25 protein-coding genes and 1 riboswitch are annotated in these 26,254 nt (G+C 72.4%); of the genes, 18 read left to right on the top strand and 7 right to left on the bottom strand.

Translation table 11 applies throughout. The annotated features are described in order from the left end of the window. The first annotated feature begins 73 nt into the window (after positions 1 to 73). From ACJX2R_RS36800 to ACJX2R_RS36815, 4 genes are all read left to right on the top strand, one after another. Positions 74 to 1,444 (top strand): M16 family metallopeptidase, encoded by a 1,371-nt coding sequence (locus ACJX2R_RS36800; protein WP_413103599.1) that lies wholly within the window; start codon positions 74 to 76, stop codon positions 1,442 to 1,444. A gap of 20 nt (positions 1,445 to 1,464) precedes the next feature. Beyond that, positions 1,465 to 2,847 carry a M16 family metallopeptidase gene (locus tag ACJX2R_RS36805; RefSeq protein WP_262702861.1) on the top strand — a complete coding sequence of 461 codons (1,383 nt, stop codon included), beginning with the start codon at positions 1,465 to 1,467 and terminating at the stop codon, positions 2,845 to 2,847. Between the two features lie 285 nt (positions 2,848 to 3,132). Beyond that, positions 3,133 to 3,297: riboswitch (cyclic di-AMP (ydaO/yuaA leader) on the top strand. A 14-nt stretch (positions 3,298 to 3,311) separates the two neighbouring features. Further along, positions 3,312 to 4,106, top strand: a complete 795-nt coding sequence (locus tag ACJX2R_RS36810; RefSeq protein ID WP_413103600.1) for a M23 family metallopeptidase — start codon at positions 3,312 to 3,314, stop codon at positions 4,104 to 4,106. Between the two features lie 251 nt (positions 4,107 to 4,357). After that, positions 4,358 to 5,113 carry a GntR family transcriptional regulator gene (locus ACJX2R_RS36815; protein WP_413103601.1) on the top strand — a complete coding sequence of 252 codons (756 nt, stop codon included), beginning with the start codon at positions 4,358 to 4,360 and terminating at the stop codon, positions 5,111 to 5,113. A gap of 192 nt (positions 5,114 to 5,305) precedes the next feature. Here the strand turns inward: ACJX2R_RS36815 and ACJX2R_RS36820 are convergent, their stop codons facing one another. Beyond that, on the bottom strand, positions 5,306 to 5,587 hold the full coding sequence (locus ACJX2R_RS36820; RefSeq protein ID WP_137979878.1) for an HPr family phosphocarrier protein: 282 nt from the start codon (positions 5,585 to 5,587) through the stop codon (positions 5,306 to 5,308). A gap of 189 nt (positions 5,588 to 5,776) precedes the next feature. Here ACJX2R_RS36820 and ACJX2R_RS36825 point away from each other — a divergent pair, with 189 nt between their 5' ends. The 4 genes from ACJX2R_RS36825 to ACJX2R_RS36840 all read left to right on the top strand — a co-directional run bounded on the left by ACJX2R_RS36825 (position 5,777) and on the right by ACJX2R_RS36840 (position 11,287). Further along, on the top strand, positions 5,777 to 8,590 hold the full coding sequence (locus ACJX2R_RS36825) for a GNAT family N-acetyltransferase (RefSeq protein ID WP_413103602.1): 2,814 nt from the start codon (positions 5,777 to 5,779) through the stop codon (positions 8,588 to 8,590). Positions 8,591 to 8,730: 140 nt separating this feature from the next. Beyond that, entirely contained in the window at positions 8,731 to 9,327 is a 597-nt protein-coding gene (locus ACJX2R_RS36830) for a DUF5998 family protein (RefSeq protein ID WP_020867961.1), read from the top strand. After that, a complete protein-coding gene (locus ACJX2R_RS36835) occupies positions 9,327 to 10,568 on the top strand; it encodes an alkaline phosphatase family protein (RefSeq protein WP_413103603.1) in 1,242 nt (413 codons plus the stop codon). Before ACJX2R_RS36830 ends, ACJX2R_RS36835 begins: the two co-directional genes overlap by 1 nt. A gap of 74 nt (positions 10,569 to 10,642) precedes the next feature. Continuing rightward, a complete protein-coding gene (locus tag ACJX2R_RS36840) occupies positions 10,643 to 11,287 on the top strand; it encodes a thymidine kinase (RefSeq protein ID WP_262702790.1) in 645 nt (214 codons plus the stop codon). Between the two features lie 154 nt (positions 11,288 to 11,441). On the opposite strand, the gene ACJX2R_RS36845 is transcribed toward ACJX2R_RS36840, so the two are convergent. Then, a complete protein-coding gene (locus tag ACJX2R_RS36845; RefSeq protein ID WP_413103604.1) occupies positions 11,442 to 12,215 on the bottom strand; it encodes a VOC family protein in 774 nt (257 codons plus the stop codon). 302 nt (positions 12,216 to 12,517) lie between these two features. On the opposite strand from ACJX2R_RS36845, the gene ACJX2R_RS36850 reads away from it, so the two are divergent. Beyond that, positions 12,518 to 13,354 carry a sulfurtransferase gene (locus tag ACJX2R_RS36850; protein ID WP_413103605.1) on the top strand — a complete coding sequence of 279 codons (837 nt, stop codon included), beginning with the start codon at positions 12,518 to 12,520 and terminating at the stop codon, positions 13,352 to 13,354. Between the two features lie 62 nt (positions 13,355 to 13,416). On the opposite strand, the gene sepH is transcribed toward ACJX2R_RS36850, so the two are convergent. Continuing rightward, positions 13,417 to 14,514 carry a septation protein SepH gene (sepH, locus tag ACJX2R_RS36855; protein WP_413103606.1) on the bottom strand — a complete coding sequence of 366 codons (1,098 nt, stop codon included), beginning with the start codon at positions 14,512 to 14,514 and terminating at the stop codon, positions 13,417 to 13,419. Positions 14,515 to 14,870: 356 nt separating this feature from the next. On the opposite strand from sepH, the gene ACJX2R_RS36860 reads away from it, so the two are divergent. Further along, positions 14,871 to 15,785 (top strand): hypothetical protein, encoded by a 915-nt coding sequence (locus ACJX2R_RS36860; RefSeq protein WP_413103607.1) that lies wholly within the window; start codon positions 14,871 to 14,873, stop codon positions 15,783 to 15,785. A gap of 83 nt (positions 15,786 to 15,868) precedes the next feature. On the opposite strand, the gene ACJX2R_RS36865 is transcribed toward ACJX2R_RS36860, so the two are convergent. Continuing rightward, the gene (locus ACJX2R_RS36865) at positions 15,869 to 17,194 is read right to left on the bottom strand and encodes a D-arabinono-1,4-lactone oxidase (protein ID WP_413103608.1); all 1,326 of its coding nucleotides are present in this window, start codon (positions 17,192 to 17,194) and stop codon (positions 15,869 to 15,871) included. Beyond that, a complete protein-coding gene (locus ACJX2R_RS36870; RefSeq protein WP_413103609.1) occupies positions 17,148 to 18,404 on the bottom strand; it encodes an MFS transporter in 1,257 nt (418 codons plus the stop codon). The genes ACJX2R_RS36865 and ACJX2R_RS36870 overlap by 47 nt, the downstream gene beginning before the upstream one ends. A gap of 119 nt (positions 18,405 to 18,523) precedes the next feature. On the opposite strand from ACJX2R_RS36870, the gene ACJX2R_RS36875 reads away from it, so the two are divergent. Further along, entirely contained in the window at positions 18,524 to 19,675 is a 1,152-nt protein-coding gene (locus ACJX2R_RS36875; protein WP_413103610.1) for a ferrochelatase, read from the top strand. Positions 19,676 to 19,773: 98 nt separating this feature from the next. Next, positions 19,774 to 20,574 carry an inositol monophosphatase family protein gene (locus ACJX2R_RS36880; protein WP_413103611.1) on the top strand — a complete coding sequence of 267 codons (801 nt, stop codon included), beginning with the start codon at positions 19,774 to 19,776 and terminating at the stop codon, positions 20,572 to 20,574. A 193-nt stretch (positions 20,575 to 20,767) separates the two neighbouring features. Here the strand turns inward: ACJX2R_RS36880 and ACJX2R_RS36885 are convergent, their stop codons facing one another. Beyond that, positions 20,768 to 20,941: a hypothetical protein gene (locus tag ACJX2R_RS36885; protein ID WP_413103612.1), complete on the bottom strand. Its 174-nt coding sequence runs from the start codon at positions 20,939 to 20,941 to the stop codon at positions 20,768 to 20,770. Positions 20,942 to 21,303: 362 nt separating this feature from the next. Here ACJX2R_RS36885 and ACJX2R_RS36890 point away from each other — a divergent pair, with 362 nt between their 5' ends. From ACJX2R_RS36890 to ACJX2R_RS36905, 4 genes are all read left to right on the top strand, one after another. Continuing rightward, on the top strand, positions 21,304 to 21,957 hold the full coding sequence (locus ACJX2R_RS36890; protein ID WP_020867950.1) for a response regulator transcription factor: 654 nt from the start codon (positions 21,304 to 21,306) through the stop codon (positions 21,955 to 21,957). Positions 21,958 to 21,963: 6 nt separating this feature from the next. Then, the gene (locus tag ACJX2R_RS36895; RefSeq protein ID WP_413103613.1) at positions 21,964 to 23,211 is read left to right on the top strand and encodes a sensor histidine kinase; all 1,248 of its coding nucleotides are present in this window, start codon (positions 21,964 to 21,966) and stop codon (positions 23,209 to 23,211) included. A 406-nt stretch (positions 23,212 to 23,617) separates the two neighbouring features. Continuing rightward, complete coding sequence (locus ACJX2R_RS36900) at positions 23,618 to 23,920, top strand: DUF4193 domain-containing protein (protein WP_009714537.1); 303 nt, start codon at positions 23,618 to 23,620, stop codon at positions 23,918 to 23,920. Positions 23,921 to 23,934: 14 nt separating this feature from the next. Then, the gene (locus tag ACJX2R_RS36905) at positions 23,935 to 24,636 is read left to right on the top strand and encodes a hypothetical protein (RefSeq protein ID WP_413103614.1); all 702 of its coding nucleotides are present in this window, start codon (positions 23,935 to 23,937) and stop codon (positions 24,634 to 24,636) included. 18 nt (positions 24,637 to 24,654) lie between these two features. On the opposite strand, the gene ACJX2R_RS36910 is transcribed toward ACJX2R_RS36905, so the two are convergent. Next, positions 24,655 to 25,101 (bottom strand): DUF3093 domain-containing protein, encoded by a 447-nt coding sequence (locus ACJX2R_RS36910; protein ID WP_020867947.1) that lies wholly within the window; start codon positions 25,099 to 25,101, stop codon positions 24,655 to 24,657. A 59-nt stretch (positions 25,102 to 25,160) separates the two neighbouring features. Here ACJX2R_RS36910 and ACJX2R_RS36915 point away from each other — a divergent pair, with 59 nt between their 5' ends. Both ACJX2R_RS36915 and dut read left to right on the top strand, forming a co-directional pair. Next, on the top strand, positions 25,161 to 25,742 hold the full coding sequence (locus ACJX2R_RS36915) for a PaaI family thioesterase (RefSeq protein ID WP_413103615.1): 582 nt from the start codon (positions 25,161 to 25,163) through the stop codon (positions 25,740 to 25,742). Next, the gene (gene dut / locus ACJX2R_RS36920; protein WP_037962336.1) at positions 25,739 to 26,254 is read left to right on the top strand and encodes a dUTP diphosphatase; all 516 of its coding nucleotides are present in this window, start codon (positions 25,739 to 25,741) and stop codon (positions 26,252 to 26,254) included. The genes ACJX2R_RS36915 and dut overlap by 4 nt, the downstream gene beginning before the upstream one ends.

Raw genomic sequence — 26,254 nt, forward strand, 5'->3', positions numbered from 1 at the left:
CCCTTGCATACAGTGACAGAAGCGCTGCGCAAGCGGCTGGCACGCGCTCCATCACGCGATCGAAGGGACGTACATGCCCATGGGTCACACGGCCACGCAGCAGGCCGGCTCCGGCGGCTTGAAAGCGACTGAGCACCGCCTGGCCAATGGCCTGCGCGTGGTGCTCTCCGAGGACCATCTGACCCCGGTCGCCGCGGTCTGTCTGTGGTACGACGTCGGCTCGCGCCATGAGGTCAAGGGGCGCACCGGCCTGGCGCACCTCTTCGAGCACCTGATGTTCCAGGGCTCGGCGCAGGTCACCGGCAACGGCCACTTCGAGCTGGTGCAGGGGGCCGGCGGCTCGCTCAACGGCACGACCAGCTTCGAGCGCACCAACTACTTCGAGACCATGCCCGCCCACCAGGTCGAGCTCGCCCTGTGGCTGGAGGCCGACCGGATGGGGTCCCTCCTGACCGCGCTGGACGAGGAGAGCCTGGAGAACCAGCGCGACGTCGTCAAGAACGAGCGCCGCCAGCGGTACGACAACGTCCCGTACGGCACCGCCTTCGAGAAGCTCGTCGCCATGGCGTACCCCGAGGGCCACCCGTACCACCACACCCCGATCGGCTCCATGGCCGACCTGGACGCGGCCTCCCTGGAGGACGCGCGGGAGTTCTTCCGCACCTACTACGCCCCCAACAACGCCGTGCTGTCGATCGTCGGCGACATCGACCCCGAGCAGACGCTCGCCTGGATCGAGAAGTACTTCGGCTCCATCCCCTTCCACGAGGGCAAGCGGCCGCCCCGCGACGGCACGCTCCCGGAGGTGATCGGCGGTCAGCTGCGCGAGGTCGTGGAGGAGGAGGTCCCGGCCCGCGCCCTGATGGCCGCCTACCGGCTGCCGCACGACGGCACCCGTGAGGCCGACGCCGCCGACCTGGCGCTGACCGTCCTCGGCGGCGGCGAGTCCTCCCGGCTCCACAACCGCCTGGTGCGCCGCGACCGCACCGCCGTGGCCGCCGGGTTCGGCCTGCTGCGGCTGTCGGGCGCCCCCTCGCTGGGCTGGCTGGACGTGAAGACCTCAGGCGGGGTCGAGGTGCCCGCCATCGAGACCGCCGTCGACGAGGAGCTGGCCCGCTTCGCCGAGGAGGGGCCGACCCCGCAGGAGATGGAGCGCGCCCAGGCGCAGATCGAGCGCGAGTGGCTGGACCGGCTGGCCACGGTCGGCGGTCGGGCCGACGAGCTCTGCCGTTACGCGGTGCTCTTCGGCGACCCGCAGCTGGCGCTGACCGCCGTGGAGCGGGTGCTCGACATCAGCCCCGAGGAGGTGCGGGCCGTGGCCGCGGCGCGGCTGCGCCCCGACAACCGCGCCGTGCTGGTCTACGAGCCCGTCCAGGGCGCCGACGACGCAGCAGACACCGCCGAAGCCGCCGAGACCGACGCAGAAGGGGAGGCGGCCCAGTGAGCGACGCCGTCACCGCGACCATGACCTTCCACCCGCAGCCCAAGGGCGGCGCCCCCAGGCCGTGGGCGTTCCCCGCCCCCGAGCGCGGTGAGCTGCCCAATGGCCTCACCGTGCTGCGCTGCCACCGCCCCGGCCAGCAGGTCGTCGCCGTCGAGATCAACCTGGAGGCGCCGCTGGACGCCGAGCCGGCCGGGCTCGAAGGCGTCGCCACGATCATGGCGCGCGCCCTGTCGGAGGGCACCGACAAGCACGACGCCGAGGAGTTCGCCGCCGAGCTCGAGCGCTGCGGTGCCACGCTGGACGCCCACGCCGACCACGCCGGCGTCCGCGTCTCCCTGGAGGTCCCGGCCTCCCGGCTGCCCAAGGCGCTCGGCCTGCTGGCCGACGCGCTGCGCGCCCCCGCCTTCCCGGACGGCGAGGTCGAGCGGCTGGTGCGCAACCGGCTGGACGAGATCCCCCATGAGCTGGCCAACCCGGCCCGCCGCGCCTCCATGGCCCTCTCGGCGGAGCTCTTCCCGGCCGAGTCGCGGATGTCCCGGCCGCGCCAGGGCACCCAGGAGACCATCGAGGGCATCGACGCCGCGGCCGTGCGGGCCTTCTACGAGGCACATCTCCGCCCCTCCACCGCCACCGCCGTCGTCGTGGGCGACCTCGGCGGCGTCGACCTGGACCGGGCGCTCGCCGACACCCTCGGCGCCTGGACGGGCGGGGCGGGCGCGCCGCGCACGGCTCCCCCGATCGTCGCGGACGACACCGGCCGTGTGGTGATCGTCGACCGGCCGGGCGCGGTGCAGACCCAGCTGCTCATCGGGCGGGTGGGCGCCGACCGTCACGACCGGGTCTGGCCCGCGCAGGTGCTCGGCACGTACTGCCTGGGCGGCACCCTCACCTCCCGCCTCGACCGCGTGCTGCGCGAGGAGAAGGGCTACACCTACGGGGTGCGCGCCTTCGGCCAGGTGCTGCGCTCCGGGCCCCCGTCGCCCGCGGGCGGCTCCTCGGGCGCCTCGATGCTGGCGATCAGCGGCTCGGTGGCCACCGAGGTCACCGGCCCCGCGCTGGACGACCTCTGGAAGGTGCTGCGCACGCTGAAGGAGGAGGGGCTGACCGACGACGAGCGCGATGTCGCGGTGCAGAACCTGGTGGGCGTCGCCCCGCTGAAGTACGAGACGGCGGCGTCCGTCGCGAACACCCTGGCCGACCAGGTCGAGCAGCATCTTCCGGACGACTTCCAGGCGCAGCTGTACGCCCGTCTGGCGGAGACCGGCACGGTGGAGGCCACCGCCGCGGTGGTGAGCGCCTTCCCGGCGGACCGGCTGGTCACGGTGCTGGTCGGGGACGCCTCGGCGATCGAGGAGCCGGTCCGCGCGCTGGGCATCGGTGAAGTGCGGGTCATCTCCAACTGAGCCGAGGAGAGTTGGCCGGATCCGTGCGCGGAATCGCCGGTCCGGGCGGCTCGCTGACGGTCCGCCAGACGGTTCCGGCGGGCGTCCGGTCCATGAGCCGACAGCGGAAGGGCCCCGGCCCCGTAAGGGCGCCGGGGTCCTTCCGACATGCCCGATTTATGGGATTGACTGCTTGTTTGGTTTGTGGGGAGAGCAACAAAAAACCGGAACCGTTTGGTGATCGAAAGCGGGCCCGTTTAGCGTCAGTCCGGCTGTTCGCCAGCGACCCGCCGCACCCGCGGCACCGGACAGTCATCGCCGAGTCCCCGTACGGCGCAAGCCAGGGGAGCCGGGGACCCAACACGTCCCCAGGGGTGAATCGGGCGCCTTCCCCGGCCGGGGGAGGGGTCCGTAGGAGACCTTCCTGCTCCGAACCCGTCAGCTAACCCGGTAGGCGAGAAGGAAGGAAAGGAGTGCGCCTCAGTATGGCGTCCACCCGCACTGCCACCGGGAAGCACCGCCGCACCACCAAGGTCAACATCCGCACGAGCGCGAACGTCGTGGGCATCACGACCGTCGCCTCGGGTGTGGTCGCCGGGATCACCGGTCAGGCGTTCGCGGCCGACGGGGGCCCCGATCCCCAGCAGACCGGTCTGACCCAGGCGATCGTGATCGGTGACGGGATCGCGGACCACATCGAGGCCCAGGCGCAGTCCCAGGAGAGCGCCGCCGAGCAGGCCGCCGCCAAGGCCAAGGCAGAGGCGATCGCCCGCCAGGAGGCCGCCAGAAAGGCGGAGGCCGCGGCGAAGAAGGCCAAGGCCGAGCGCGAGGCCAAGGAGCGCGCGGCGCGCGAGGCCGAGCGCAAGCGCCTCAACACCTTCGTGTCGCCCATCAGCGGCTCCTACGTCTCCACCGGCTACCAGGCGTCCAGCGGGCTGTGGTCCTCCGGCAGCCACACCGGCATCGACTTCCACGCCTCCACCGGCACCGCGGTGCACTCCGTGGGCATGGGCGAGATCGTCGAGGCGGGCTGGGGCGGCTCCTACGGCAACAACGTCGTCATCAAGATGAACGACGGCACGTACACCCAGTACGGCCACCTGTCGTCGATCAGCGTCTCGGTCGGCCAGAAGGTCACCCCCGGCCAGCAGATCGGCCTGTCGGGCGCCACCGGCAACGTCACCGGACCGCATCTGCACTTCGAGGCCCGCACCAGCCCGGACTACGGCTCGGACATGGACCCGCTGTCGTACCTGCGCAACCACGGCGTCAACGTCTGACCCGCAGCGCGTCCGACGCGAACGCCGCGCGGTCCCCGATCCCGGGATCCCGAGACCCCGCGAGACTTCCAGAAGGCCCCGTCCGCCGGACGGGGCCTTCGGCGTGCCACCGCCCGCCTGACCAAAAAATAGCCATGAAATGCTTCCAGCCATCGGAAATGGCGGCCGCGTGGAATAGAGTCGTTCAACGCGCATTCCATGGCCGCGTTTCGCGGGCGTTAAGGCGGAGGTTCGACAATGCGGGACCGTAAGTGAGCGGGGATACGAACGCGGTCCAGGGCGGTCGCCGGATTTCGGCACACGCGGTCTGCGCGGCGATTCGCGACGACATCGTCTCCGGCGCGTATCAGCCCGGCAGCCGCCTCACCGAGGAACTGCTCGCCCGGCGCTACGGCGTCTCCCGGGTGCCGGTCCGCGAGGCCCTGCGCACCCTGGAGTCCGAGGGCTTCGTGACGACCCGGCGGCACGCGGGCGCCTGTGTCGCCCAGCCCTCCGAGCGCGAGGCGGCCGATCTGCTGGACATCCGCGCGCTGCTGGAGCCGCTGGGCGCCGCGCGGGCCGCACAGCGCCGCACCGAGGCCCATCTGAAGGTGCTGCGCGGACTGGTCCGGCTCGGCCGGGAACGGGCCCGGGGCGGTCAGCTCGGCGAACTGCGGCCGCTGGGCGACTGGTTCCACGAGACGCTCGCCCAGGCGTCCGGCAGCCCGAGCCTGGCCGCGCTCCTCGTCCAGCTGCGCCGTAAGACCGCGTGGGTGTACGCGGCCGCTCCCGGGCCGCGGCCCGTGCCCCCCGAGGGCGCCGCGCGCCCCGACCCGGCCGGGCGGGCCGTGGAGTCCTGGGCGGAGCACGGCGCGCTGGTGGACGCGGTGGCGCGCGGCGACGCCGACCGCGCGCGGGCGCTCGCCACGGTGCACACCGAGCGCGCGCTGTCGGAATACCGGCTGCGCCGCCCGATTCCGGTGAGGACTTCGAAACATTCCGTCAACACGGCGAGCGGCCGGAATTAACAGAGCTCCCGTATACAACTCCTTGGGCTCCTTGCGTTCCTTGCGCATCTTGGGCTCCTTGGGAATTCTCTGTGCGGAAACAGAAAAACGGCGGGGCCGCGGTGGCTATTAAGGCCACCGCGGCCCCGCCGTGCCGAATCCCTGAAATCACCCGGGAGTCACCCCGGAATTCCAGACAGGGCCCGCCCGGGGTCAGACGGTCTCGGGAAGCTCCTCGAGGCCCTCCGCCACCAGCTTCGCCAGACGGTCGAGCGCGACCTCGGCGTCGTCCGCGTCGGAAGCGAGGACGACCTCCTCGCCGCCCTGGGCGCCCAGGCCGAGCACGGCCAGCATGGAGGCGGCGTTGACCGGGGTGCCGTCGCCCTTGGCGATCGTGATGGGGACGCCGGAGGCGGTGGCCGCCCGGACGAAGATCGACGCAGGGCGGGCGTGCAGGCCCTCGGCCCAGCCGATGGTGACGCGGCGCTCAGCCATGGTGTTGCCCTTCAGGTGTGACGGTGCTGTTGTCTAGACCAAAATCATACGGTGTCCGGATTCACCCGAACGATGTCCGAGTGAGCCCGTCCATGCCCGGACTGGCCCGATACGGACCTTCCCCCGACACTTGGGCCCGACGCAAGGGTGTCCACCATCCGGACCGGGCGGGCCCGTACCCTGGCTCCCATGCGGAGCCCGTCGGACCATCACGCCTACCCGACCCACTGGGAAGCCGACGTGGTGCTGCGGGACGGCGGTACGGCACAGATCCGTCCCATCACCACCGATGACGCCCAGCGGCTGGTCAGCTTCTACGAGCGGGTCTCGGACGAGTCGAAGTACTACCGCTTCTTCGCGCCCTACCCCCGTCTCTCCGACCGCGATGTCCACCGCTTCACTCACCACGACTACGTCGACCGGGTGGGCCTGGCGGCCATAGTGGGGGATGAGTTCATCGCCACCGTTCGGTACGACCGCATCGACGGCCGGGGGATGCCAGCCGCGGCCCCCGCCGACGAGGCTGAGGTCGCCTTCCTCGTCCAGGACGCCCACCAGGGCCGCGGGGTGGCTTCCGCGCTCCTCGAACACATCGGCGCCGTGGCACGCGAGCGGGGCATCCGGCGGTTCGCCGCCGAGGTGCTGCCCGCCAACAACAAGATGATCAAGGTGTTCACGGACGCGGGCTACACCCAGAAGCGCAGCTTCGAGGACGGGGTCGTCCGCCTCGAGTTCGACCTCGAACCCACCGACCGCTCCCTGGCCGTCATGCGCGCCCGTGAGCAGCGTGCCGAGGCCCGGTCCGTCCAGCGGCTGCTCTCGCCCGGCTCCGTGGCCGTCATCGGCACCAGCCGCACACCCGGCGGCGTCGGCCGCACCGTGCTGCGCAACCTCCTGGACGCCGGTTTCACCGGGCGCGTCCACGCCGTCAACCACGCCTTCCCCGACGACATGGCGCGCCTGGAGCCCGAGGGCGTCCCGGCTCATCGCTCGCTGCGCGCCATAGAGGAGCCCGTGGACCTGGCCGTCGTCGCCGTCCCCGCCGAGCGGGTGCCCGCCGTCGTGGCCGAATGCGGCGACCACGGCGTCCAGGGGCTCGTCGTGCTCTCCGCCGGATACGCCGAGAGCGGGGGCGAGGGCCGCGACCGGCAGCGGGACCTCGTACGCCAGGCGCGGTCCTACGGCATGCGCGTCATCGGCCCCAACGCCTTCGGCGTCATCAACACCGCCGACGGGGTCCGGCTGAACGCCTCCCTGTCCCCGCAGCTGCCCAACCCCGGCCGGCTGGGGCTGTTCACCCAGTCCGGGGCGATCGGCATCGCGCTGCTGTCCGGGCTGAACCGGCGCGGCGCCGGGCTGGCGAGCCTCGCCGGGATCGCCGGGATATCGACCTTCGTGTCCGCCGGGAACCGCGCCGACGTCTCGGGCAACGACCTGCTCCAGTACTGGTACGACGATCCGCTGACCGACGTCGTCCTGATGTACCTGGAGTCGATCGGCAACCCCCGCAAGTTCACCCGGCTCGCCAGGCGCACCGCGGCCGTCAAACCGGTGGTCGTCGTCAAGGGCGCCCGCCACACCGGCAGCGCCCCCACCGGCCACGCCGTACCCACCACCCGGATCCCGGACGCCACCGTCTCCGATCTGCTGCGGCAGGCCGGCGTCATCCGGGTCGACACCGTGACCGAACTCGCCGACACCGGGGTGCTGCTCGCCTCCCAGCCGCTGCCCGCCGGTCCGCGCGTCGCCATCCTCGGCAACTCCGAGTCGCTCGGCCTGATCACCTACGACGCCTGCCTCACCGAGGAACTCCGTCCGCTGCCGCCCCGCGACCTGACCACCGACGCCACCCCGGACGACTTCCGGCGCGCCCTGACCGAGGCCCTCGCCGACGACACCTGCGACGCCGTCGTCGTCACCGCCATCCCGTGGGTCGGCGACGGCAGCGCTCAGGCCCTCGCAGCGGCCGTAAGGGAGGCGGCGCAGGCTCCCGGGCCCGGTCCGGCCAAACCGGTGGCGGTGGTCCACCTGGAGATCCAGGAGCTCGCGCAGGCCCTGGCCGGCACCGGCGGCGAGCCCGCCCCCGGCACCCGCCGGATCCCCGCCTACCCCGCCGCCGAGCGGGCCGTGCGGGCGCTCGCCGAGGCCGTGCGGTACGCGCGCTGGCGGGAGGAGGCCGCCGAGCCAGGCCGGGTCCCGGAGTACGACGACATCGACGAGGCGGGCGCCGCCGCCGACATCCAGGTGCTGCTCGCCCCGGCCGACGGCAGGGTCGGCGACGGCACAGGAGCCGGCACCGGCGAGGGCACGGGCCCCGGCGTCGAGCTGTCCGCCGCCGACACCCAGCGCCTGCTGGCCCGCTACGGCGTCAGCGTGCTGCCCGCCCTCCCCGCGCCCGACCCCGACGCCGCCGTAAGGGCCGCCGAGCGGCTCGGCTTCCCGGTCGCGCTCAAGCCCACCGCCTCCCATCTGCGCCACCGCGCCGACCTGGGCGGGGTGCGGCTGGAGCTGGGCGGCGAGGCGGAACTGCGCAGGGCCTACGCCGAGTTGACCGACTACCTGGGCCGCCCCGAGGAGCTGGGGCTGGTCGTGCAGCGGATGGCACCGCGCGGCGTGGACACCGTCGTACGGGCCGCCATCGACCCCGCCGCCGGGGCCGTGCTCTCCTTCGGGCTCGCCGGTGCCCCGTCCGAACTGCTCGGCGACACCGCCCACGGCCTCGTCCCCGTCACCGGCCAGGACGCCGCCGAGCTGATCCGGTCCATCCGGACCGCGCCGCTGCTGTTCGGCTGGCGCGGCTCCAAGCCGGTGGACACCGCGGCCCTCGAGGAGCTGTTGCTGAGGGTGTCCCGCCTGGTGGACGACCACCCCGAGATGGTCGCCGTCGACCTCGAACCCGTCGTCGTCGCCCAGCAGGGCCTGTCCGTGCTCGGCGCCTCGGCGCGGCTCGCCCCGCCGCCCCCGCGCACCGACCTCGGCCCCCGCCACATGCCCGCCTACTGAGCCGTCCGCTGAGCCGACCGCGGAGTCATCCGCCGAGTCGTCCGAACCTTGGCGCGCGGTCGTCCGAACCTTGGCGGGAGTCGTCCGAGCCTCGACGGGCACGGGCGCCCGTGTCGGCGTCGCCCCGTAGGATGGTGCACATGGCGAAGACCGGTACGACGACCCAGGGGCTGCGCGCGGCGATCGAGCGCAGCGGCTATTACCCGGCACTCGTGGCCGAGGCGGTGGAGGCCGCCGTAGGCGGCGAGCCCATCGTGTCGTACCTGGTCCACCAGGAGACCACCTTCGACGCCAACGAGGTCCGCCGCCATGTGACGGTCCTCGTCCTCACGGACAACCGCTTCATCGTCAGCCACACCGACGAGCAGGCCGCGGACGGCACCTCCCCGTCGCCGTACGCCACCACCTCCACCGAGTCCGTGAAGCTCCAGCGGATCTCCTCGGTCGTGCTCAGCCGCGTCGTTGCCAACCCCGAGTCGTACACCCCGGGCACGCTGCCCCGCGAGGTCGTGCTGACCATCGGCTGGGGCGCCGTCAGCCGCCTGGACCTGGAGCCCGCCGCCTGCGGCGACCCCAACTGCGAGGCCGACCACGGCTACACCGGCTCCTCCACCGCCGACGACCTCAGCCTGCGCGTCAGCGAGGCGGGGGACGGCCCGGACACCGTCCGTCAGACCCTCGCCTTCGCCCAGGCGCTCTCCGAGGCCACCGCGGCCACCCCGGACACCGGCCGCTGATGTCCGGCCCCGCCACCGGCCCGCTGCCCTCCACCGCCTCCTTCTGGCCCGAGCCCACCCCGCTCGACCCCCGTTCCGCCCCCCTGCCGCGGTACGGCACGGGCTCGCTCGCCGATCTGCTGCCCGCCGTGGCCGCGGGCCAGGAGGTCCCGGGGCTCTCCTCCGATCTGGTGCTCGCCCCCGCCGACCGCGTCTGCGTCTTCCTGGTGGACGGCCTCGGCTGGGAGCTGCTGCGCGCCCACCCCGCCGAGGCGCCCTTTCTGACCTCGCTGCTGCCCAGTTCGCTGAACGGTTTGGGGGAGCCGCTCACCGCGGGCTTCCCGTCCACCACCGCGACCTCGCTCGCCTCGGTGGGCACCGGACTGCCGCCCGGCGCCCACGGCCTGCCCGGCTACACGGTGCGGGACCCGGACACCGGCCAGCTGATGAACCAGCTGCGCTGGCAGCCCTGGACGGAGCCGCACGCCTGGCAGCCGTATCCGACCGTCTTCCAGCTCGCGGACGCGGCGGGCGTGCACACCTGCCAGGTCTCCGCGCCGACCTTCGCCGAGACCCCGCTCACCAAGGTCGCGCTCAGCGGCGGCACCTTCCACGGGCGGCTCACCGGCGAGGAGCGGATGGACCTCGCGGCCGAGCAGCTCGCCGCCGCGGGCCGCTCGCTCGTCTACACGTACTACAGCGAGGTGGACGGCAAAGGGCACCGCTTCGGCGTGGACTCGCCCGAGTGGCGCGAGCAGCTCCGCTATGTCGACGGGCTCGCCCAACGGCTCGCCGAGAGCCTTCCGCCCCGCTCGGCGCTCTATGTCACCGCCGACCACGGCATGATCGACATCCCGTTCGACCCGGAGTCGCGCATCGACTTCGACGAGGACTGGGAGCTGCGCGCGGGCGTCTCGCTGCTGGGCGGCGAGGGCCGCGCCCGCCATGTGTACGCCGTCCCCGGCGCCGCCGGCGATGTGCTGGCCGTCTGGCGCGAAGTGCTGGGGGAGCGGATGTGGGTGGCGGGCCGTGACGAGGCCATCGAGGCGGGCTGGTTCGGCGGGCCCGGCGGCGCCGATGGCGGCGGTAAGGGCGTCGACGACCGGGTGTACCGGCGGATCGGCGACATCGTGGCCGCCGCGCGTGACGACGTAGCGATCGTCGCCTCGCACACCGAGCCGAAGGAGTCCGCCATGGTCGGGCTGCACGGTTCGATGACCCCCCTGGAGCAGCTGGTGCCGCTTCTCGAAGTACGCTCCTGAGCGCCCCCGTTCACGCCCGCCCCCATTTACTCCCGCCCCGGTTGCCCCCGCCCTACGAAAGGCCCCGCTTCCTCATGCCCGAGCTGGTGTTCTTTTCCGGAACGATGGACTGCGGAAAGAGCACCCTCGCTCTTCAGATCCAGCACAACCGCTCGGCGCGCGGGCTCCAGGGGATGATCTACACCCGGGACGACCGGGAGGGCGAGGGCAAGCTCTCCTCGCGGCTCGGGCTGGCCACCAAGGCGATCGAGGTCGCCGACGACCTCGACTTCTACACCCATGTGGTCCGGGCGGTGACCGCCGGGGGCCGGGTCGACTACGTCATAGCCGACGAGGCGCAGTTCCTGACCCCGGCGCAGATCGACCAACTCGCCCGGGTGGTGGACGACCTGGAGGTGGACGTCTTCGCCTTCGGCATCACCACCGACTTCCGCAGCAAGCTCTTCCCCGGCTCCCAGCGCCTGGTGGAGCTCGCCGACCGGGTGGAGGTGCTTCAGGTGGAGGCGTTGTGCTGGTGCGGCGCCCGGGCGACGCACAACGCCCGTACGGTCGGCGGCCAGATGGTCGTCGAGGGCGCCCAGGTGGTCGTGGGCGACGTCAACCGGCCGGGGAACGAGGTCGGTTACGAGGTGCTGTGCCGACGCCACCACCGGCGCCGGATGACGGCCGCCCGGGCGCGCGCCGCCGCCCTGTCACCGGATGTGCTGCCCGTCGACTGACGGCGTCCTCCCGCGGCCCGGCCCTCCGTCCCCCGGCCCTCCGTCCCCGGCCCTCCGGCCGTCGCCCGGCTCAGGGGCCCGGTCCCCGGCCCCAGCCCGTCGCACGGCTCAGGGCCCCCGGCGCCCGGCCCCGGCCCCAGCTCCGGCGCCCGGCTCATCCCTCCGTGCGTCGTACGACGGTGAAGGCCGCCCCCTCCGGGTCCCGCACCATGGCCCGATGGCCGCTCGCCCCCCGTGACGGCGGCCGCACCACCTGACCGCCCAGCGCGGTCACCCGGCGCACCGTCTCGTCCACATCGTCCACCGCGAAGTGGGTCATCCAGTACGGGCCCCGGTCGCGCGGCAGGGCGCCGCCCACGCTCTGGATCGCGCAGACCGGCAGCCCGTCCAGGTGCAGCGTGCGGCAGCCCGGCTCCTCCGGGGCCGCCGGCTCCGCCTGGTAGCCGAAGACCATCTTGTAGAACTTCAGCACCCCGGTGCCGTCACGGGCCAGCAGCTCGTGCCAGACCGGGGTGCCCGGTGCCCCGGGCTCCGCCGCCGCGTACGTGCACTCCTGCCACACCCCGAACACCGCGCCCTCGGGGTCGGCGGCGATCAGCATCCGGCCCGCCTCGTCGGCGTCCAGCGGGCCCACCGCCACGGTGCCGCCGCACGCGCGGATCATCTCGGCGGTCTCATCGGCGTCGTCGGAGGCCAGATAGGTCATCCAGGCCACGGGCAGATGGCGTTCCGGAGGCAGCTCGCTCAACCCGGCGACCGGTCGGCCGCCCTGGACCGCGCGGACATACGCGCCGAGCTGCTGGGGGCCCGGTGTGAACTCCCAGCCGAACAGCGAGTGGTAGAAGTCCTGTGTCGCGGCAAGGCTGTGCACCATCAGACTCGTCCAGCAGGGCGTGCCCGGTGTGCGCCGAGTCGCTGCCTCGGTCATACGTCATTCTCTCCTCGGACCATCGTGGTGGACGTACGGCCCCGGACCGGTCGGCGGCACGGGGCGGTCGTGCGGAGGTGCTGATGCGGGGGGTGCTGATGCGGGGGGCCCGACAGATGTTTGCACCACCTGTGGCACATAGCGCCCTGGCGGAACCGCAATTCGCCGTGTCTCGCAGCAGAATGCCCGAATTATTGCCGCTCATCCGTTTCGGCTTCATTGCGCTCGGGTGTCACCCAGACGTACACCGGGTGACCGGGTGGTCCAATCGACGCAGAGAAATCTACGCAAGGATGATCCCTATGCATGCCATCATCACCGCATCCGATCTCATGAGCGAGCTGGCGGAGGATCATCCTCCGCTCCTGCTCGATGTGCGTTGGCAGCTCGGCGGGCCTCCCGGCCACCCCGCATACGAGGCGGGGCATCTGCCCGGTGCCGTCTACGTCGACCTCGACACCGAGCTCGCGGGCCCGCCCGGAAAGTCCGGCCGCCACCCCCTGCCCGATCTTTCCGCGTTCGCGGCCGCGATGCGCCGGGCCGGGGTGAGCCAGGACCGGCGCGTGGTGGCGTACGACGGCGGACAGGGGTGGGCCGCGGCGCGCGCGTGGTGGCTGCTGCGCTGGGCGGGCCATCCGTCCGTCCGGGTGCTCGACGGGGGTCTGCCCGCCTGGACGGCGGTCGGCGGCTCGCTGACCGCCGAGGTGCCGGACGCGCCCGAGGGCGACTTCGTCCCGCGCCCCGGGGCCCTGCCGCTGCTGGAGGCGGATGACGCGGCGGCGCTCGCGCGGCGCGGAGTGCTGCTGGACGCGCGTGCGGGCGAGCGCTACCGGGGAGAGGTCGAGCCCATCGACCCCGTCGGCGGCCATATCCCGGGCGCGGTCTCCGCCCCCACGGCGGAGAACGTCACGGACGACGGCCACTTCCTGCCCGCCGAGCGGCTGGCCGAGCGGTTCGCGGCCCTGGGCGCCACCGGGGACGCCGAGGTCGGGGTGTACTGCGGCTCCGGGGTCTCGGCCGCGCACCAGGTGCTGGCGCTGGCGGTCGCGGGCGTTCCGGCGGCCCTGTACGTCGGCTCCTGGAGCGAATGGTCCTCGGACGGCGCCCGTCCGGTGGCCACCGGCCCCGAGCGGGGCTGACCACACCGACGGGCCCTGCCACCGGCGTGCGGTGGCAGGGCCCGTCGGCGCGGTGGCGGCCGCTACTCCTGCTTCTTGCGGCGGGTGCCGAAGACGATCTCGTCCCAACTCGGCACCGCGGCCCGGCGGCCGGGGCGGACGCCGTCCGCCTCCGCCTGTCGGTCCGTCGTACCGGTCAGCCGGTCGCGGTGGCCCGCCACCGAGCGCGGCATCAGCACGTCCGCGTACGCCGAACCCGCGCTCGCCGCGGAGGCGGGCGGCTCGACGGCCTCCGGCTCCTCGGCGGGCTCTTCCGGCGGCGGGGCCGCCGACGCGACCGGTGCCTCGGGCACGACCATGTCGCCCCGGAAGTTGGGCACGGCCTCCAGCAGGCTGGTGAGCGAATCCCGCTCACCGAGACCGTCGTCCAGCGAGGCGGACGCGGGTGCCGGGGCGTCGTCGTCGAGGCGCTCGGGCGACGTCCGGTCCCTGTCGCGATCGCGGTCCCTGTCACGATCCCGGTCGCGCGGCAGCCGGGCGATCCGCGGCACGAACGGGAAGCTCGGCTCGGGCGTGTCGTCGGCCTCGCCGATCAGCGCCCGCGCCTCGTCGTCCACCGCCTGGACCAGCCGCCGGGGCGGGTCGTAGGTCCAGCTCGCCGAGTGCGGCTCACCGGCGACCCGGTAGACCAGCAGCACCTCCCAGGTGCCGTCGTCGCGCCGCCAGGAGTCCCACTGCGTGGTGTCCTTCTCGGCGCCGCGCAGCAACAGCCGCTCCGCGACGGCCTCGCCGAGCTGCGGTCCGGTGTTCTCGCCGGGGCGGCGCACGGGAGTCTTACGGGCGCGCTCGGCCATGAAGGCGCGCTCCGCGAGCACCGGGCCCTCGAAGCGCCGCACGCGGTCGACGGGGATGCCCGCCATCTGGGCGACCTCTTCGGCGGTGGCGCCGGCACGTATACGGGCCTGGATGTCACGGGGCCGCAGATGGCTCTCGACCTCGATCTCGATCTGGCCGAGCCGAGCGCGGTCATTGCGCACCGCGGCGCGCAGCCGCTCGTCGATGGGAAGTGTGTACTCCGTGCTGTCCGCAGCCTTGAGCACCAGCCGTGTGCCGTCGTTGCTGACGGCCACGACACGCAGTTCGGGCATGGGGACCTCCCGGGTGGTGCCTGCCGACGTCACGGTTGCGTCGCTGCTCTCCCGCTAGACGAGTGTGGCCTGCCCGGGTGCAGCCTGCCACAACTTTGCCGAGTTGCCCGGGCCGGTTGGTTGCCGCCCTGTGACCCCTCCCGTTGGGTCCGGGCGGCCGGACGGGAACGCGGGGCCAAGGCTCGCCACAGTACTCCATTCGGGCCGCTCAGGTAGAGCGGCACGCCAGCCGAGTTCATGGCCGGGAGGGGGGTGGAAGCCTGAATCCTTCGAAGTGGGGCCCAATTTGGGTGGCAAGTTTCACAGAAACGACAGAATCGGAACGATCTGCTTCGTTTATCGGTCACTTCTCCCCGGAGGCTGGAACGAATGTCCAAGCGAGGCGGGAGATGCACGGCAAGGCCGACGGCGACGGACAACGCAAGAGCGGGCGGATCGAGCTGAGCGTGGCCCATGTGGCCGGCAGCGCGCTGGCGGCCGTCGCCGCCGCGGTGCTCGCGTCCAAACTGGGCGTCTACGGGACGATCCTGGGCGCCGGTGTGGTGAGCGTGGTGGCGACCGCGGGCGGCACCGTCTTCCAGCATCTGTTCCGGCGCACCGGTGAGCAGATCAAGGAGGTACGGGTCCAGACGCGGCCGACCGGGCGACGGCGGTACGGCGGCCCCGCCGGTCCGGTCGTGCAAGGTGAGTTCGCCGGGCCAGATGAGTCCGCCGAGTCGGCCGCACCCCCGTCGGCCCCGGCCCCCGGCGAGTACGGCGAGCCGACCACGCACGGCGCCCGGCCGCGCGTCCGGCGGCGCCACGCCGTCGGGGCGGCCGCCGTCTTCGTCGTCGCCATGAGCGTGATCACGGGGATCGAGATGTTCTCCGGTGGCCCTGTGTCCAACGTCTGGGGGGAGAACCGGACCGGAACCACCGTCAGCGACAGCGTGCGCGGCTCCTCGGGGTCGAAGTCCACCCCCGGCCCCTCGCGCCGCGATCCGACCGCCCCGTCACAGGGCCCCGGCTCCTCCCGGAGCGGCGACGAGGCGCCGTCCCCGGGCACCTCCCGCGAGGGCGGCGCGGCCGACGCCTCGACCTCGCCGACGCCCGACGCGTCCGGACCGTCCGGCTCCGGAAACGGCTCCGGCGACGGCTCAGGACAGGACGGCGGCACCGGCGGCACCGGCGGCGGGACCGCGCCCAGCACCTCCGCGCCCGCCACCCCGGGCCCCTCCCGGACCCCGTCCGGTGGTGCCACGGCGGGCGGAACGGATGCTTCCGGCGAGGTCACGCCCACGCCCGGCGCCACCGGCGCGCCGTGAGACGTCAGTCGCCCAGTACGCCGTGACCCGCCCAGTCGCCCGACGGGCCGTGACGCGTCAGTCGCCCGACGGGCCGTGAGGCGTCAGTCCCCGAGCACCCGCCGCAGATAGTCGTTGGTGAACAGCCGGTCCGGGTCCAGCCGGTCGCGCACCGCCGCGAACTCGCCGAACCGGGGATAGACCCCGGCCAGATAGGCGGCGTCGCGGCTGTGCAGCTTGCCCCAGTGCGGACGCCCGCCGTGCGCGATCATGATCTGCTCGGCCGCCGTGAAGTACGCCCGGTGCGGGGTGCCCCGGTACAGATGGACGGCGATGTACGCGGTCTCGCGCCCGGAGGCGGTGGACAGCGGGATGTCGTCGGCGGGCGCGGTGCGCACCTCCACCGGGAAGCTGACCCGCAGTCCGGACCGCTCGACGGTCGCCTTGAGCTCGCGCAGCACCGTGACCGCGGCCTCGCGCGGCACGGCGTACTCCATCTCCAGGAACCGCACTCGGCGCGGAGAGGTGAAGACTTTGTAAGGGATGTCCGTGTAGGTCCGGGCGGACAGGGCGCGGCTGGAGATCTTGGCGATTCCGGGGATGGTGGCGGGGACCGCCCGGCCCACCGAACAGGCCACCTGGAAGATGCCGTTGGACAGCAGTTCGTCGTCCACCCAGCCGCTGACCCGGCCCACTGGGGCGGCGGGGCCGGTGCTGCGGTTGTTGCGCTTGGTGTTGCAGTTGCCGGTGTGCGGGAACCAGTAGAACTCGAAGTGTTCGTTCTCGGCCACGAGCTGTTCGAAATCGGCCATCACACGGTCGAAGGGCATGGGCTCCTCGCGCGCCGAGAGCAGGAACTCCGGTTCCACCCCGAAGGTGATCTCGCTGACCACGCCGAGCGCGCCGAGCCCGATCCGGGCCGCCGCGAAGATCTCCGGGTTCTCCTCCGCCGAGCAGCGCAGCACCGAACCGTCCGCCGTCACCAGCTCCAGACCCTTGATCTGGGCGGCGATCGAGGCGCTGTCCCGGCCGGTGCCATGGGTGCCGGTGGACGTCGCCCCGGCCACCGTCTGCTCCATGATGTCGCCCATATTGACCAGCGAGAGCCCATGGGCCGACAGCGTCTCGTTGAGCTGTCGCAGCGGTGTGCCGGCCGCGACGGTCACGGTCCCCGCCTCGCGGTCCAGCCCGCGCACCCCCGCCATCCGGTCGGGGCGTATCAGCAGCCCGTCGGTGGCGGCGGCGGTGGTGAAGGAGTGCCCGGTGCCCACCGCCTTCACCTTCAGCCCCTCCTCCGTCGCCCGGCGCACCATCTCGGCCAGCTCCTGCGTGGACGACGGGGCGACGATCCGCGTCGGGCGGGCCATCACGTTCCCCGCCCAGTTACGCCACACGCTGCTCCGTACGGTCCTCACGGTCCTGACGGCCATCCGCACCCGACCCCTCCCGCTGTGGCGCCGGCCGGAGCCGGCGGTACCCGAGGAACGCCACCGCGGCCGCGAGCGCCCCGGCCACGGCCGGCACCACGTACCCCGCCCGGGCGCCGGCCGCGTCCACCACCCATCCGGCGGCCGACGAGCCGAGCGCCACCCCGACCGCGAGCCCGGTGCTCACCCAGGTCATCCCCTCGGTCAGATGCGCGCGTGGTACGTGCCGTTCGACAAGGGCCATGGTGGTGACCATCGTGGGTGCGATGGCCAGGCCCGCGACGAAGAGCGCCACGGCCAGGAACGGCAGGTTCCCGACCAGTTGGAGCGGGATCATACTCACGGCGATCGCACAAATACCCCACAACCAACGACGGGACACCGGACCGCTCAGCCGCAGCACCCCGAAGACCGCCCCCGCGAGGCAGGAGCCCGCCGCGTACACCGCCAGGACCAGACTGGCCGCGCCCTTGTGGCCCTCGTCCTCGGCGAAGGCCACCGTCACCACGTCGATCGCCCCGAAGATCGCGCCGGTCGCCATGAAGGTGGCCACCAGCACCTGGAGCCCGCGCGAGCGCAGCGCCGAACCGCCCGTGTGCTGCCCGCGCGGATGCGGTACGGGCTCGGTGGCCCGCTGCGCGGTCAGCGAGAAGACCCCGGCCGCCAGGAAGCAGGCGGCCAGCATCGGGCCCGCCTCCGGGAACCAGGAGGTGGACAGCCCGATCGAGATGACCGGCCCGACGATGAAGCAGATCTCGTCGACGATGGACTCCCACGCGTACGCGGCGTGCAGCTCGCGCGGGGAGTCCTCGTAGATCGCCGCCCAGCGGGCCCGCACCATGGAGCCCACACTGGGCACACAGCCGGACGCGGCGGCGAAGACGAACAGCGTCCAGTCCGGCCAGCCACGGTGCGCGCTCAGCAGCAGCCCGCAGACGGCGGCGAGCGCCATAAGGGTCGCCGGGCGCAGCACCCGGCGCTGGCCGTGCCGGTCCACCAACCGGGAGATCTGCGGGCCGATGACGGCGGCGGAGAGCGCCAGCGTGGCCGACAGGGCGCCCGCGAGCCCGTACCGGCCGGTGAGTTCGGAGACCATGGTCACCACGCCGATGCCCGCCATGGACAGCGGCATCCGCCCGAGGAAGCCGGCCGCGGAGAACTCCTTGGCACCGGGGGCGGCGAAGATCGCGCGGTAGGGGCTGGCACTGGGCAAGGCAGTCTCCGCCGTGAGCAGGGTAAGGATCGTAGAGCGCTGATACAGATTACGGGCCCGCGCCCGGTTCGCGCAGGGCCGTTTCCCGCCTGTCAGCGGCGGGTGGCAGGATCGGGAGCATGCCGGATCAGTCAGTACAGCCTGCCCCCGACCCCTATGACGCACTGCTGTTGCTCTCCTTCGGCGGTCCGGAGGGCCCCGATGACGTCGTGCCGTTCCTGGAGAACGTCACGCGCGGGCGGGGCATCCCGCGCGAGCGGCTGAAGGAGGTCGGCCGGCACTACTTCCTCTTCGGCGGGGTCAGCCCGATCAACGCGCAGAACCGCGAGCTGCTGCACGCGCTGCGCAAGGACTTCGCCGAGCACGGCCTGGACCTGCCGGTCTACTGGGGCAATCGCAACTGGGCGCCGTATCTGACCGACACCCTGCGCGAGATGGCCGCCGACGGCCACCGCCGGATCCTGGTGCTGGCCACCAGCGCCTACGCCTCGTACTCGGGCTGCCGGCAGTACCGCGAGAACCTGGCGGACGCCCTGGCCGCCCTGGAGGGCGAGGGTCTGCCGCTGCCGCGCGTGGACAAGCTGCGGCACTACTTCAACCACCCCGGTTTCGTGCGGCCCATGGTGGACACCACGCTGGCCGCCCTCGCGGAGCTGCCGGAGGACCGGCGGGCCGGGGCCCACCTCGCCTTCACCACCCACTCCATCCCGACCGCCGCCGCCGACACCTCGGGCCCGGTCGAGGCGCACACCGAGGACGGCGAGGGCGGCGCGTACGTCGCCCAGCACCTCGATGTCGCCCGGCTGATCGCGGACGCGGTGCGCGAGGAGACCGGCGTCGAGCGCCCCTGGCGGCTGGTCTACCAGTCGCGCAGCGGCGCGCCGCACATCCCCTGGCTTGAGCCGGACATCTGCGATCACCTCGAGGAGCTGCACGGCGAGGGCGCGCCCGCCGTCGTCATGGTCCCGATCGGCTTCGTCTCGGACCATATGGAGGTCAAGTACGACCTCGACACCGAGGCCACGGCCAAGGCCGCCGAGCTGGGCCTGCCGGTCTCCCGCGCCTCGACCGTCGGCGCCGATCCGCGGTTTGCCGCGTGCGTGCGCGATCTGGTGCTGGAGCGGGCGGCCACCGAGCGCTTCGCCGAGGGCCGGGCCGCGGCCGCCCCGGAGCGCTGCGCCCTGGGCGCCCTCGGCCCGAGTCATGACGTGTGTCCGGTGGGCTGCTGCCCGGCCCGGTCGCCGCGCCCCGCCGCCGCGGGCGCCGACTGACCGCGCTCGCCCTCACGCCCCGGGCTGCGGCCGACCGCGCCCGCCGCCCCGGCCCGCCACCGCCGCTCGCCCCTCCGGGCAATCCGCTAAGGAGCACGATGACCGACCCGCTCATGACCGAACTCCTCGAGACGGCGCTGGAGGCCGCCCGCGGCGCGGGGGACCTGCTGCGCGACGGCCGCCCGGCCGACCTCGGGGTGGCGGCCACCAAGACCAGCCCGATCGACGTCGTCACCGAGATGGACATCGCCGCCGAGAAGCTGATCACCGACCTCCTCGCGCGCCGCCGCCCGCGGGACGGAGTGCTGGGGGAGGAGGGCTCGAGCAGTGAGGGCAGCAGCGGGGTGCGCTGGGTGATCGACCCGCTCGACGGCACCGTGAACTACCTCTACGGCCTGCCGTCGTGGGCGGTCAGCATCGCCGCCGAGAAGGACGGCGAGGCGGTCGTCGGGGTGGTGATCGCCCCGGCGCGCGGTGAGACCTTCCACGCGGCCCTGGGCCAGGGCGCCTGGCGGAACGGGGAGCAGGTGCGCTGCCGCCCCTCGGCCCCGCTCGAGGAGTCGCTGATCGGCACCGGCTTCGGGTACGTGCGCGAGCGCCGCATCGGGCAGGCGCGGGTACTCAACGAGGTGCTGCCGCGGGTGCGGGACATCCGGCGCGGCGGCTCGGCCGCCATCGATCTGTGCGATGTGGCCTGCGGCCGGCTCAACGGCTACTACGAGCGCGGGCTCAACCCCTGGGACTTCGCGGCCGGTGCGCTCATAGCGCGCGAGGCGGGCGCGCTCACCGGAGGGCGGCCGGGCGTCCCGGCCTCCACCGAGCTGACCATCGCCGCCGCGCCCGGCCTCTTCGAGCCGCTGCGGGGGCTTCTGGACGACCTGGGCGCCTGGCACGACTGAATCCGCCTGGCACGACTGGAATCCCGCCCCAGCCCCATCCACACGCGCGGAAGCGCCCCGGAGTCACGAGGACACCGGGGCGCTTCGGCGTGGTTACCGGATGTTTTCTGGATCACCATCCGGCGGTGTTTGGGAATCGGTCACACGGTCACATGGAATCCGGATCTGGATCGGGTCCGGAATCCACAAGGGATCAAGCGAACGAGGCGCTTACTTCGACGCCGTGCTCGGCGGCGAGGCGACGGAGGTCTTCCAGCTCCGACTGCTCCACGTCCACAAGAAACTCGTCGCCCGTCTCACGGGCGCGAATGAGATCGGACTTGGTGTTCTCTATGCGCTGCAGAATGCCTGCGGTGAACGCGTCCATGTTGCGCCCCCTCGTCGTGGGTCGGTGGCACGGGGGTGTGCCGACGGCGGGTTGATCACGTGAGTGGCCCCTGCCGACGGCAATGCCAGCCAGATATGCCGGGGACAGGGCGTGATCGCGGGTGTGCAGTCGTCCTCCCCACCCCGTCTTCGGGGGAAACCTCCGGACCCGAAAGAAATCTGAATTCGGTGTTCCGGCCACCGCGGACCCCTCCGCCGCGGCCATGATCCGCGCTCGGGATCCCGCGGCGACCCTCTTACCGCCGGTTTATGAGACTTCGAGGCAGGATGGAGGCGCCGAACACCCATCGAGTTCGGCGAGATCATCCCGCCCACTGCGGCAATCAAGGAAGGACCAACGACGTGCGCGTACTCGTCGTCGAGGACGAGCAGCTGCTCGCCGATGCGGTGGCCACCGGACTACGCCGGGAGGCCATGGCCGTCGACGTCGTGTATGACGGAGCCGCCGCCCTGGAGCGGATCGCCGTCAACGACTATGACGTCGTCGTCCTCGACCGGGACCTGCCCCTCGTGCACGGCGACGACGTCTGCCGCAAGATCGTCGAACTCGGCATCCCCACCCGTGTGCTGATGCTCACCGCCTCCGGCGACGTCAGCGACCGCGTGGAGGGCCTGGAGATCGGCGCGGACGACTATCTGCCCAAGCCCTTCGCCTTCAGCGAACTGATCGCGCGCGTCCGGGCGCTCGGCCGCCGGACGACCGTGGCCCTGCCGCCCGTCCTGGAGCGCGCCGGGATCAAGCTGGACCCCAACCGCCGCGAGGTGTTCCGGGACGGCAAGGAGATCCAGCTGGCGCCGAAGGAGTTCGCGGTGCTGGAGGTGCTCCTGCGCAGCGAGGGCGCCGTGGTCTCCGCGGAGCAGCTGCTGGAGAAGGCCTGGGACGAGAACACCGACCCGTTCACCAACGTGGTGCGGGTGACCGTGATGACCCTGCGCCGCAAGCTGGGCGAGCCCGCGGTGATCGTCACCGTCCCCGGCTCCGGTTACCGGATCTGATCAGACATGGCGACGACTCCGACCCCGCTGCCGCCGACGGCGCCGCCCAAGCCCAGCTGGGACCCGCAGGCCGGTTCGCGCTCCAACCCCTGGCTGCGCCCCACGATCCGGATACGGCTCACCCTGCTGTACGGCGGGATGTTCCTGATCGCCGGGGTGGTGCTGCTGACGATCATCTACCTGCTGGCCGCCCAGGCCCTGCACGTCGGCAACGAGCTGCCGTTCAAGCTGGTCGGCGGCAGTGTCCAGCCGACCAACAACACCTGCCCCGAGATCATCGGCCAGAGCAGCCCCGACCAGTTCAACGCGGTCCTGAACACCTGTATGAAGGAGCAGCGCCAGCTGGCCCTCGACGGGCTGCTGCGCCGCTCCCTGATAGCCCTCCTGGGCCTGTCCGTGATCGCCTTCGCCTTCGGCTACGCGATGGCCGGGCGGGTGCTCTCGCCGCTCGGCCGGATCACCCGGACCGCGCGCCAGGTGGCGGGCTCCGACCTGTCCCGCCGGATCGAGCTGGACGGCCCGGACGACGAGCTCAAGGAGCTCGCCGACACCTTCGACGAGATGCTGGAGCGCCTGGACCGGGCGTTCACCGCCCAGCAGCGGTTCGTCGCCAACGCCTCGCACGAGCTGCGCACGCCGCTGGCGATCAACCGCACCCTGCTGGAGGTGCAGCTCTCGGACCCGCAGGCGTCCCCGGAGCTGACCCAGCTGGGCAAGACCCTGCTGGCCACCAACGAGCGCAGCGAGCAGCTGGTGGAGGGCCTGCTGCTGCTGGCCCGCAGCGACAACGAGATCGTCGACCGCAAGCCGGTGGACCTCGCCGAGGTGGCCTCCCAGGCGCTGGAGCAGGTGCGGGCGGAGGCGGAGGACAGGGGCGTGGAGCTGCGCGGGCAGCGCGCTCCCGCGGTGGTCCAGGGCAACGGGGTGCTGCTGGAGCGGATCGCCCTGAACCTGGTCCAGAACGCGGTGCGGTACAACGTGGCCCAGGACGGCTGGGTGGAGGTCACCACCGAGAGCCGGCAGGGCCAGGCCGTGCTGGTGGTCGCGAACACCGGCCCGGTGGTCCCCGCCTACGAGATGGACAACATCTTCGAACCCTTCCGCAGGCTCCGTACGGAGCGCACCGGCAGCGACAAGGGCGTCGGCCTCGGACTGTCGATCGCGCGCTCGGTGGCGCGCGCCCACGGCGGCCGCATCGCGGCGGAGCCGCGTGAGGGAGGCGGCCTGGTGATACGGGTGGTGCTGCCGGTGTGAGGTCGGAGAAGGCGCGGCCGGGACTCCGCCGGGATGTGTTCGCTTTGGGCGGAATTTTCGTGATCCGCCCACCCGATGTAGGGTGTGTGATCGATCACATGGGCGATTTTCCGGCCACATACTCTGCGTGATCGTCACGGTTGACGGAAAGCCGGGAAAATCCGGGTTTTCAGGGGCCGTGATCACGGGAAGTACACGTCATGGCGCATGTGAGTGCGACATTCGGACCGTGTACGGTCCCGATGGCCATCCAACCCGATCACCTCTTCAGGGGTGCGGTTGGGTGTCGATTGAGTAACAGACCTTGATGTGAGGCAAAATCTCCGCCTCGGGTCGGGCACAAGTCCGGCCTCTCACGCGTTACGTGCGCTGGAGACACCACAGACACCCAGAGGGGGAGACAGACATGGCAACGGACTACGACACCCCACGCAAGACCGACGATGACGTCAACGAGGACAGCATCGAGGAACTGAAGGCCCGGCGGAACGACAAGTCCGCGTCCACCGTCGACGTGGATGAGTTCGAGCAGGCCGAGGGCCTGGAGCTGCCCGGTGCGGACCTCTCCAACGAGGAGTTGTCCGTCCGGGTCCTGCCCCGCCAGGCCGACGAGTTCACCTGCATGAGCTGCTTCCTCGTGCACCACCGCAGCCAGCTGGCCGCCGAGACCAAGAACGGCCAGCCGATCTGCCGCGACTGCGCGGCCTGAGCCGCGGGGTCGGCGTGGAGGCGGAACACGACGACACGAACGAGACCGGGCGAGGCCGGATGGCCTCGCTCGCGACCTCTGTCGGCCGTGGTGTGCGGCGAGGCGGTGAGCGCGCGAGAGCGGGGGTCTACGCGGTCGCCGACCGGATCATCGCGAACGCTCCACGTATCGCTGTCCGCGATCTCGCGACGCTGCGCAAGCAGTTCCCGGGGCTGGGCCCCGAAGAGCTCGCGGACAAGCTGGTGGCCGGTGCCGCGGGCGGCACCGCCACAGTGGGCGCCGGCGTCGGTGCCGCGGCGATGCTGTCGGCCCCGCCCGCCATGCCCACCGAGCTGGCCGCCGAGATCGTCGGCGTGGCCTCCATAGAGTTCAAGCTGATCGCCGAGCTGCACGAGGTCTACGGGGTGCGCGCGCCCGGCTCCACGCGTCAGCGCGCCGTCGCCTACCTCGGCGCCTGGGCCGAGGAGCGCGGTATCGACGTCGCCCAGCCGGCGACCGTCAACGCGGCTCTCGGCGTCCAGATGAAGCGCGAGCTGCGGCAGCAGGTGCTCAGGCGCGGCTTCCGGAACATGCCGTCCCTGGCGCCCTTCATGGTCGGCGCGGCCGTGGGAGCCGCGATGAACCGGCGCGACACCAAGAAGCTCGCGCGCAAGGTCCGCAAGGATCTGCGGGCCAAGCAGATCCCCTGGGACCTCCCCGTGGCCCTGGAGAAATGAGCTCCTCGCGCGCCCCCGTCACGCCGAGCGAACGGCCGTGAGCGCGGCGGCGAGCGCCTCCGGATTCCGTGTGGACACATACACATACGGTGTTGGGTCCTCCGGATCGGTGACCTCCACCCGCAGCGCGGTCGGGATGTAGCTGCGCAGCAGCATGAACGCCCGCGGATCGGCCTTGTAGGTCCGCCAGGCGGCCGCCTCGGCGGCGTCCAGCACCTGCGGCGTCCCCAGTGCCGACACCGGGATCTTCGCCTCGCCGGCCACCAGCGAGTCCGCCACCACGCGCACCCGCGCCGAGCCGTACGAACTCACCGCCACACAGGCCAGCGCCGCTCCGCCGATCAGCCCGCCGAGCATCGGCAGGGTGCCGAACGGCAGCATGATCAACCCCACTGAGACCCCCATCAGGACCGCGATGAACCACCAGGAACGGGGCGCGCTGAGGCGTTCGTCGTAAGGCTGCATGCGTATCAGCTTGGCATGGCCGCCGACCCGGACTGTCCGCGCGGGTAAGGTCAGCCGTTGTGAGTGGACGAACGACAGGGCTGACGCCGCCGGAGGGCTCCAAGGCTCCCGTGCGCCACCCCGACGCGCCCGCGCCCGGGGAGCCCCTCGGCGCGCACTACGACCAGTGCTTCGGCTGCGGCGACCAGGCGGGCGGCCTGGGGTTGACCACACGGGCCGGCGAGGGCGTGAGCGTCACCGCCGAGTTCACCGTGCGCGGCGGCCATCAGGGCGCGCCCGGCCTGGCCCACGGCGGGGTGCTGGCCGCGGCGCTGGACGAGACGCTCGGATCGCTCAACTGGCTCCAGCGGGTGATCGCGGTGACCGGGCGGCTGGAGACGGACTTCGTACGGCCCGTGCCGGTCGGCGCCGAGCTCCACCTGGAGGCGCGGGTGGCCGCCGTGCACGGACGCAAGATCTACTGCTCGGCCACGGGCCGGATCGACGCCCCCGACGGCCCCGTCGCGGTGCGGGCGCAGGCCCTCTTCATAGAGGTGCGGGTCGACCACTTCATCGAGAACGGCCGGGCGGAGGAGATCGACGCGGCGCTCGCCGATCCGGATCAGGTGAAGGTCGCGCGCGCTTTCGAGGTGAACCCATGAGCCCGCTCCCCGTCGACGTGCTGATCCGCAGGGTGGACCCCGAGGTGCCGGTCCCCGGCTACGCCCACCCCGGCGACGCCGGGGCCGACCTGGTCACCACCGAGCCCGCCGAGCTGGCCCCCGGGGAGCGCGCGGTTCTGCCCACCGGAGTGTCTATCGCGCTCCCGGAGGGGTATGCCGCCTTCGTGCATCCACGGTCCGGACTTGCCGCGCGCTGCGGCGTCGCCATGGTGAATGCCCCGGGGACCATCGATGCCGGGTACCGTGGAGAGATCAAGGTGATCGTGGTCAATCTGGACCCGCGCGAGAGCGTGCGGTTCGAGCGCTTCGACCGGATCGCCCAATTGGTCGTCCAGCAGGTCGAGAAGGTGCGCTTCCAGGAGGTGGCGGAGCTTCCCGGGTCGGCGCGGGCCGAAGGGGGCTTCGGGTCCACCGGCGGTCATGCCGCCGTGGACGGCACAACGGGTGGGAATGGATACGCTTCGGTCGGTTCCGACCGGGAAGGACGATGA

Source organism: Streptomyces sp. Inha503 (assembly GCF_047215865.1).
Classification (GTDB): Bacteria; Actinomycetota; Actinomycetes; order Streptomycetales; family Streptomycetaceae; genus Streptomyces; species Streptomyces lycopersici.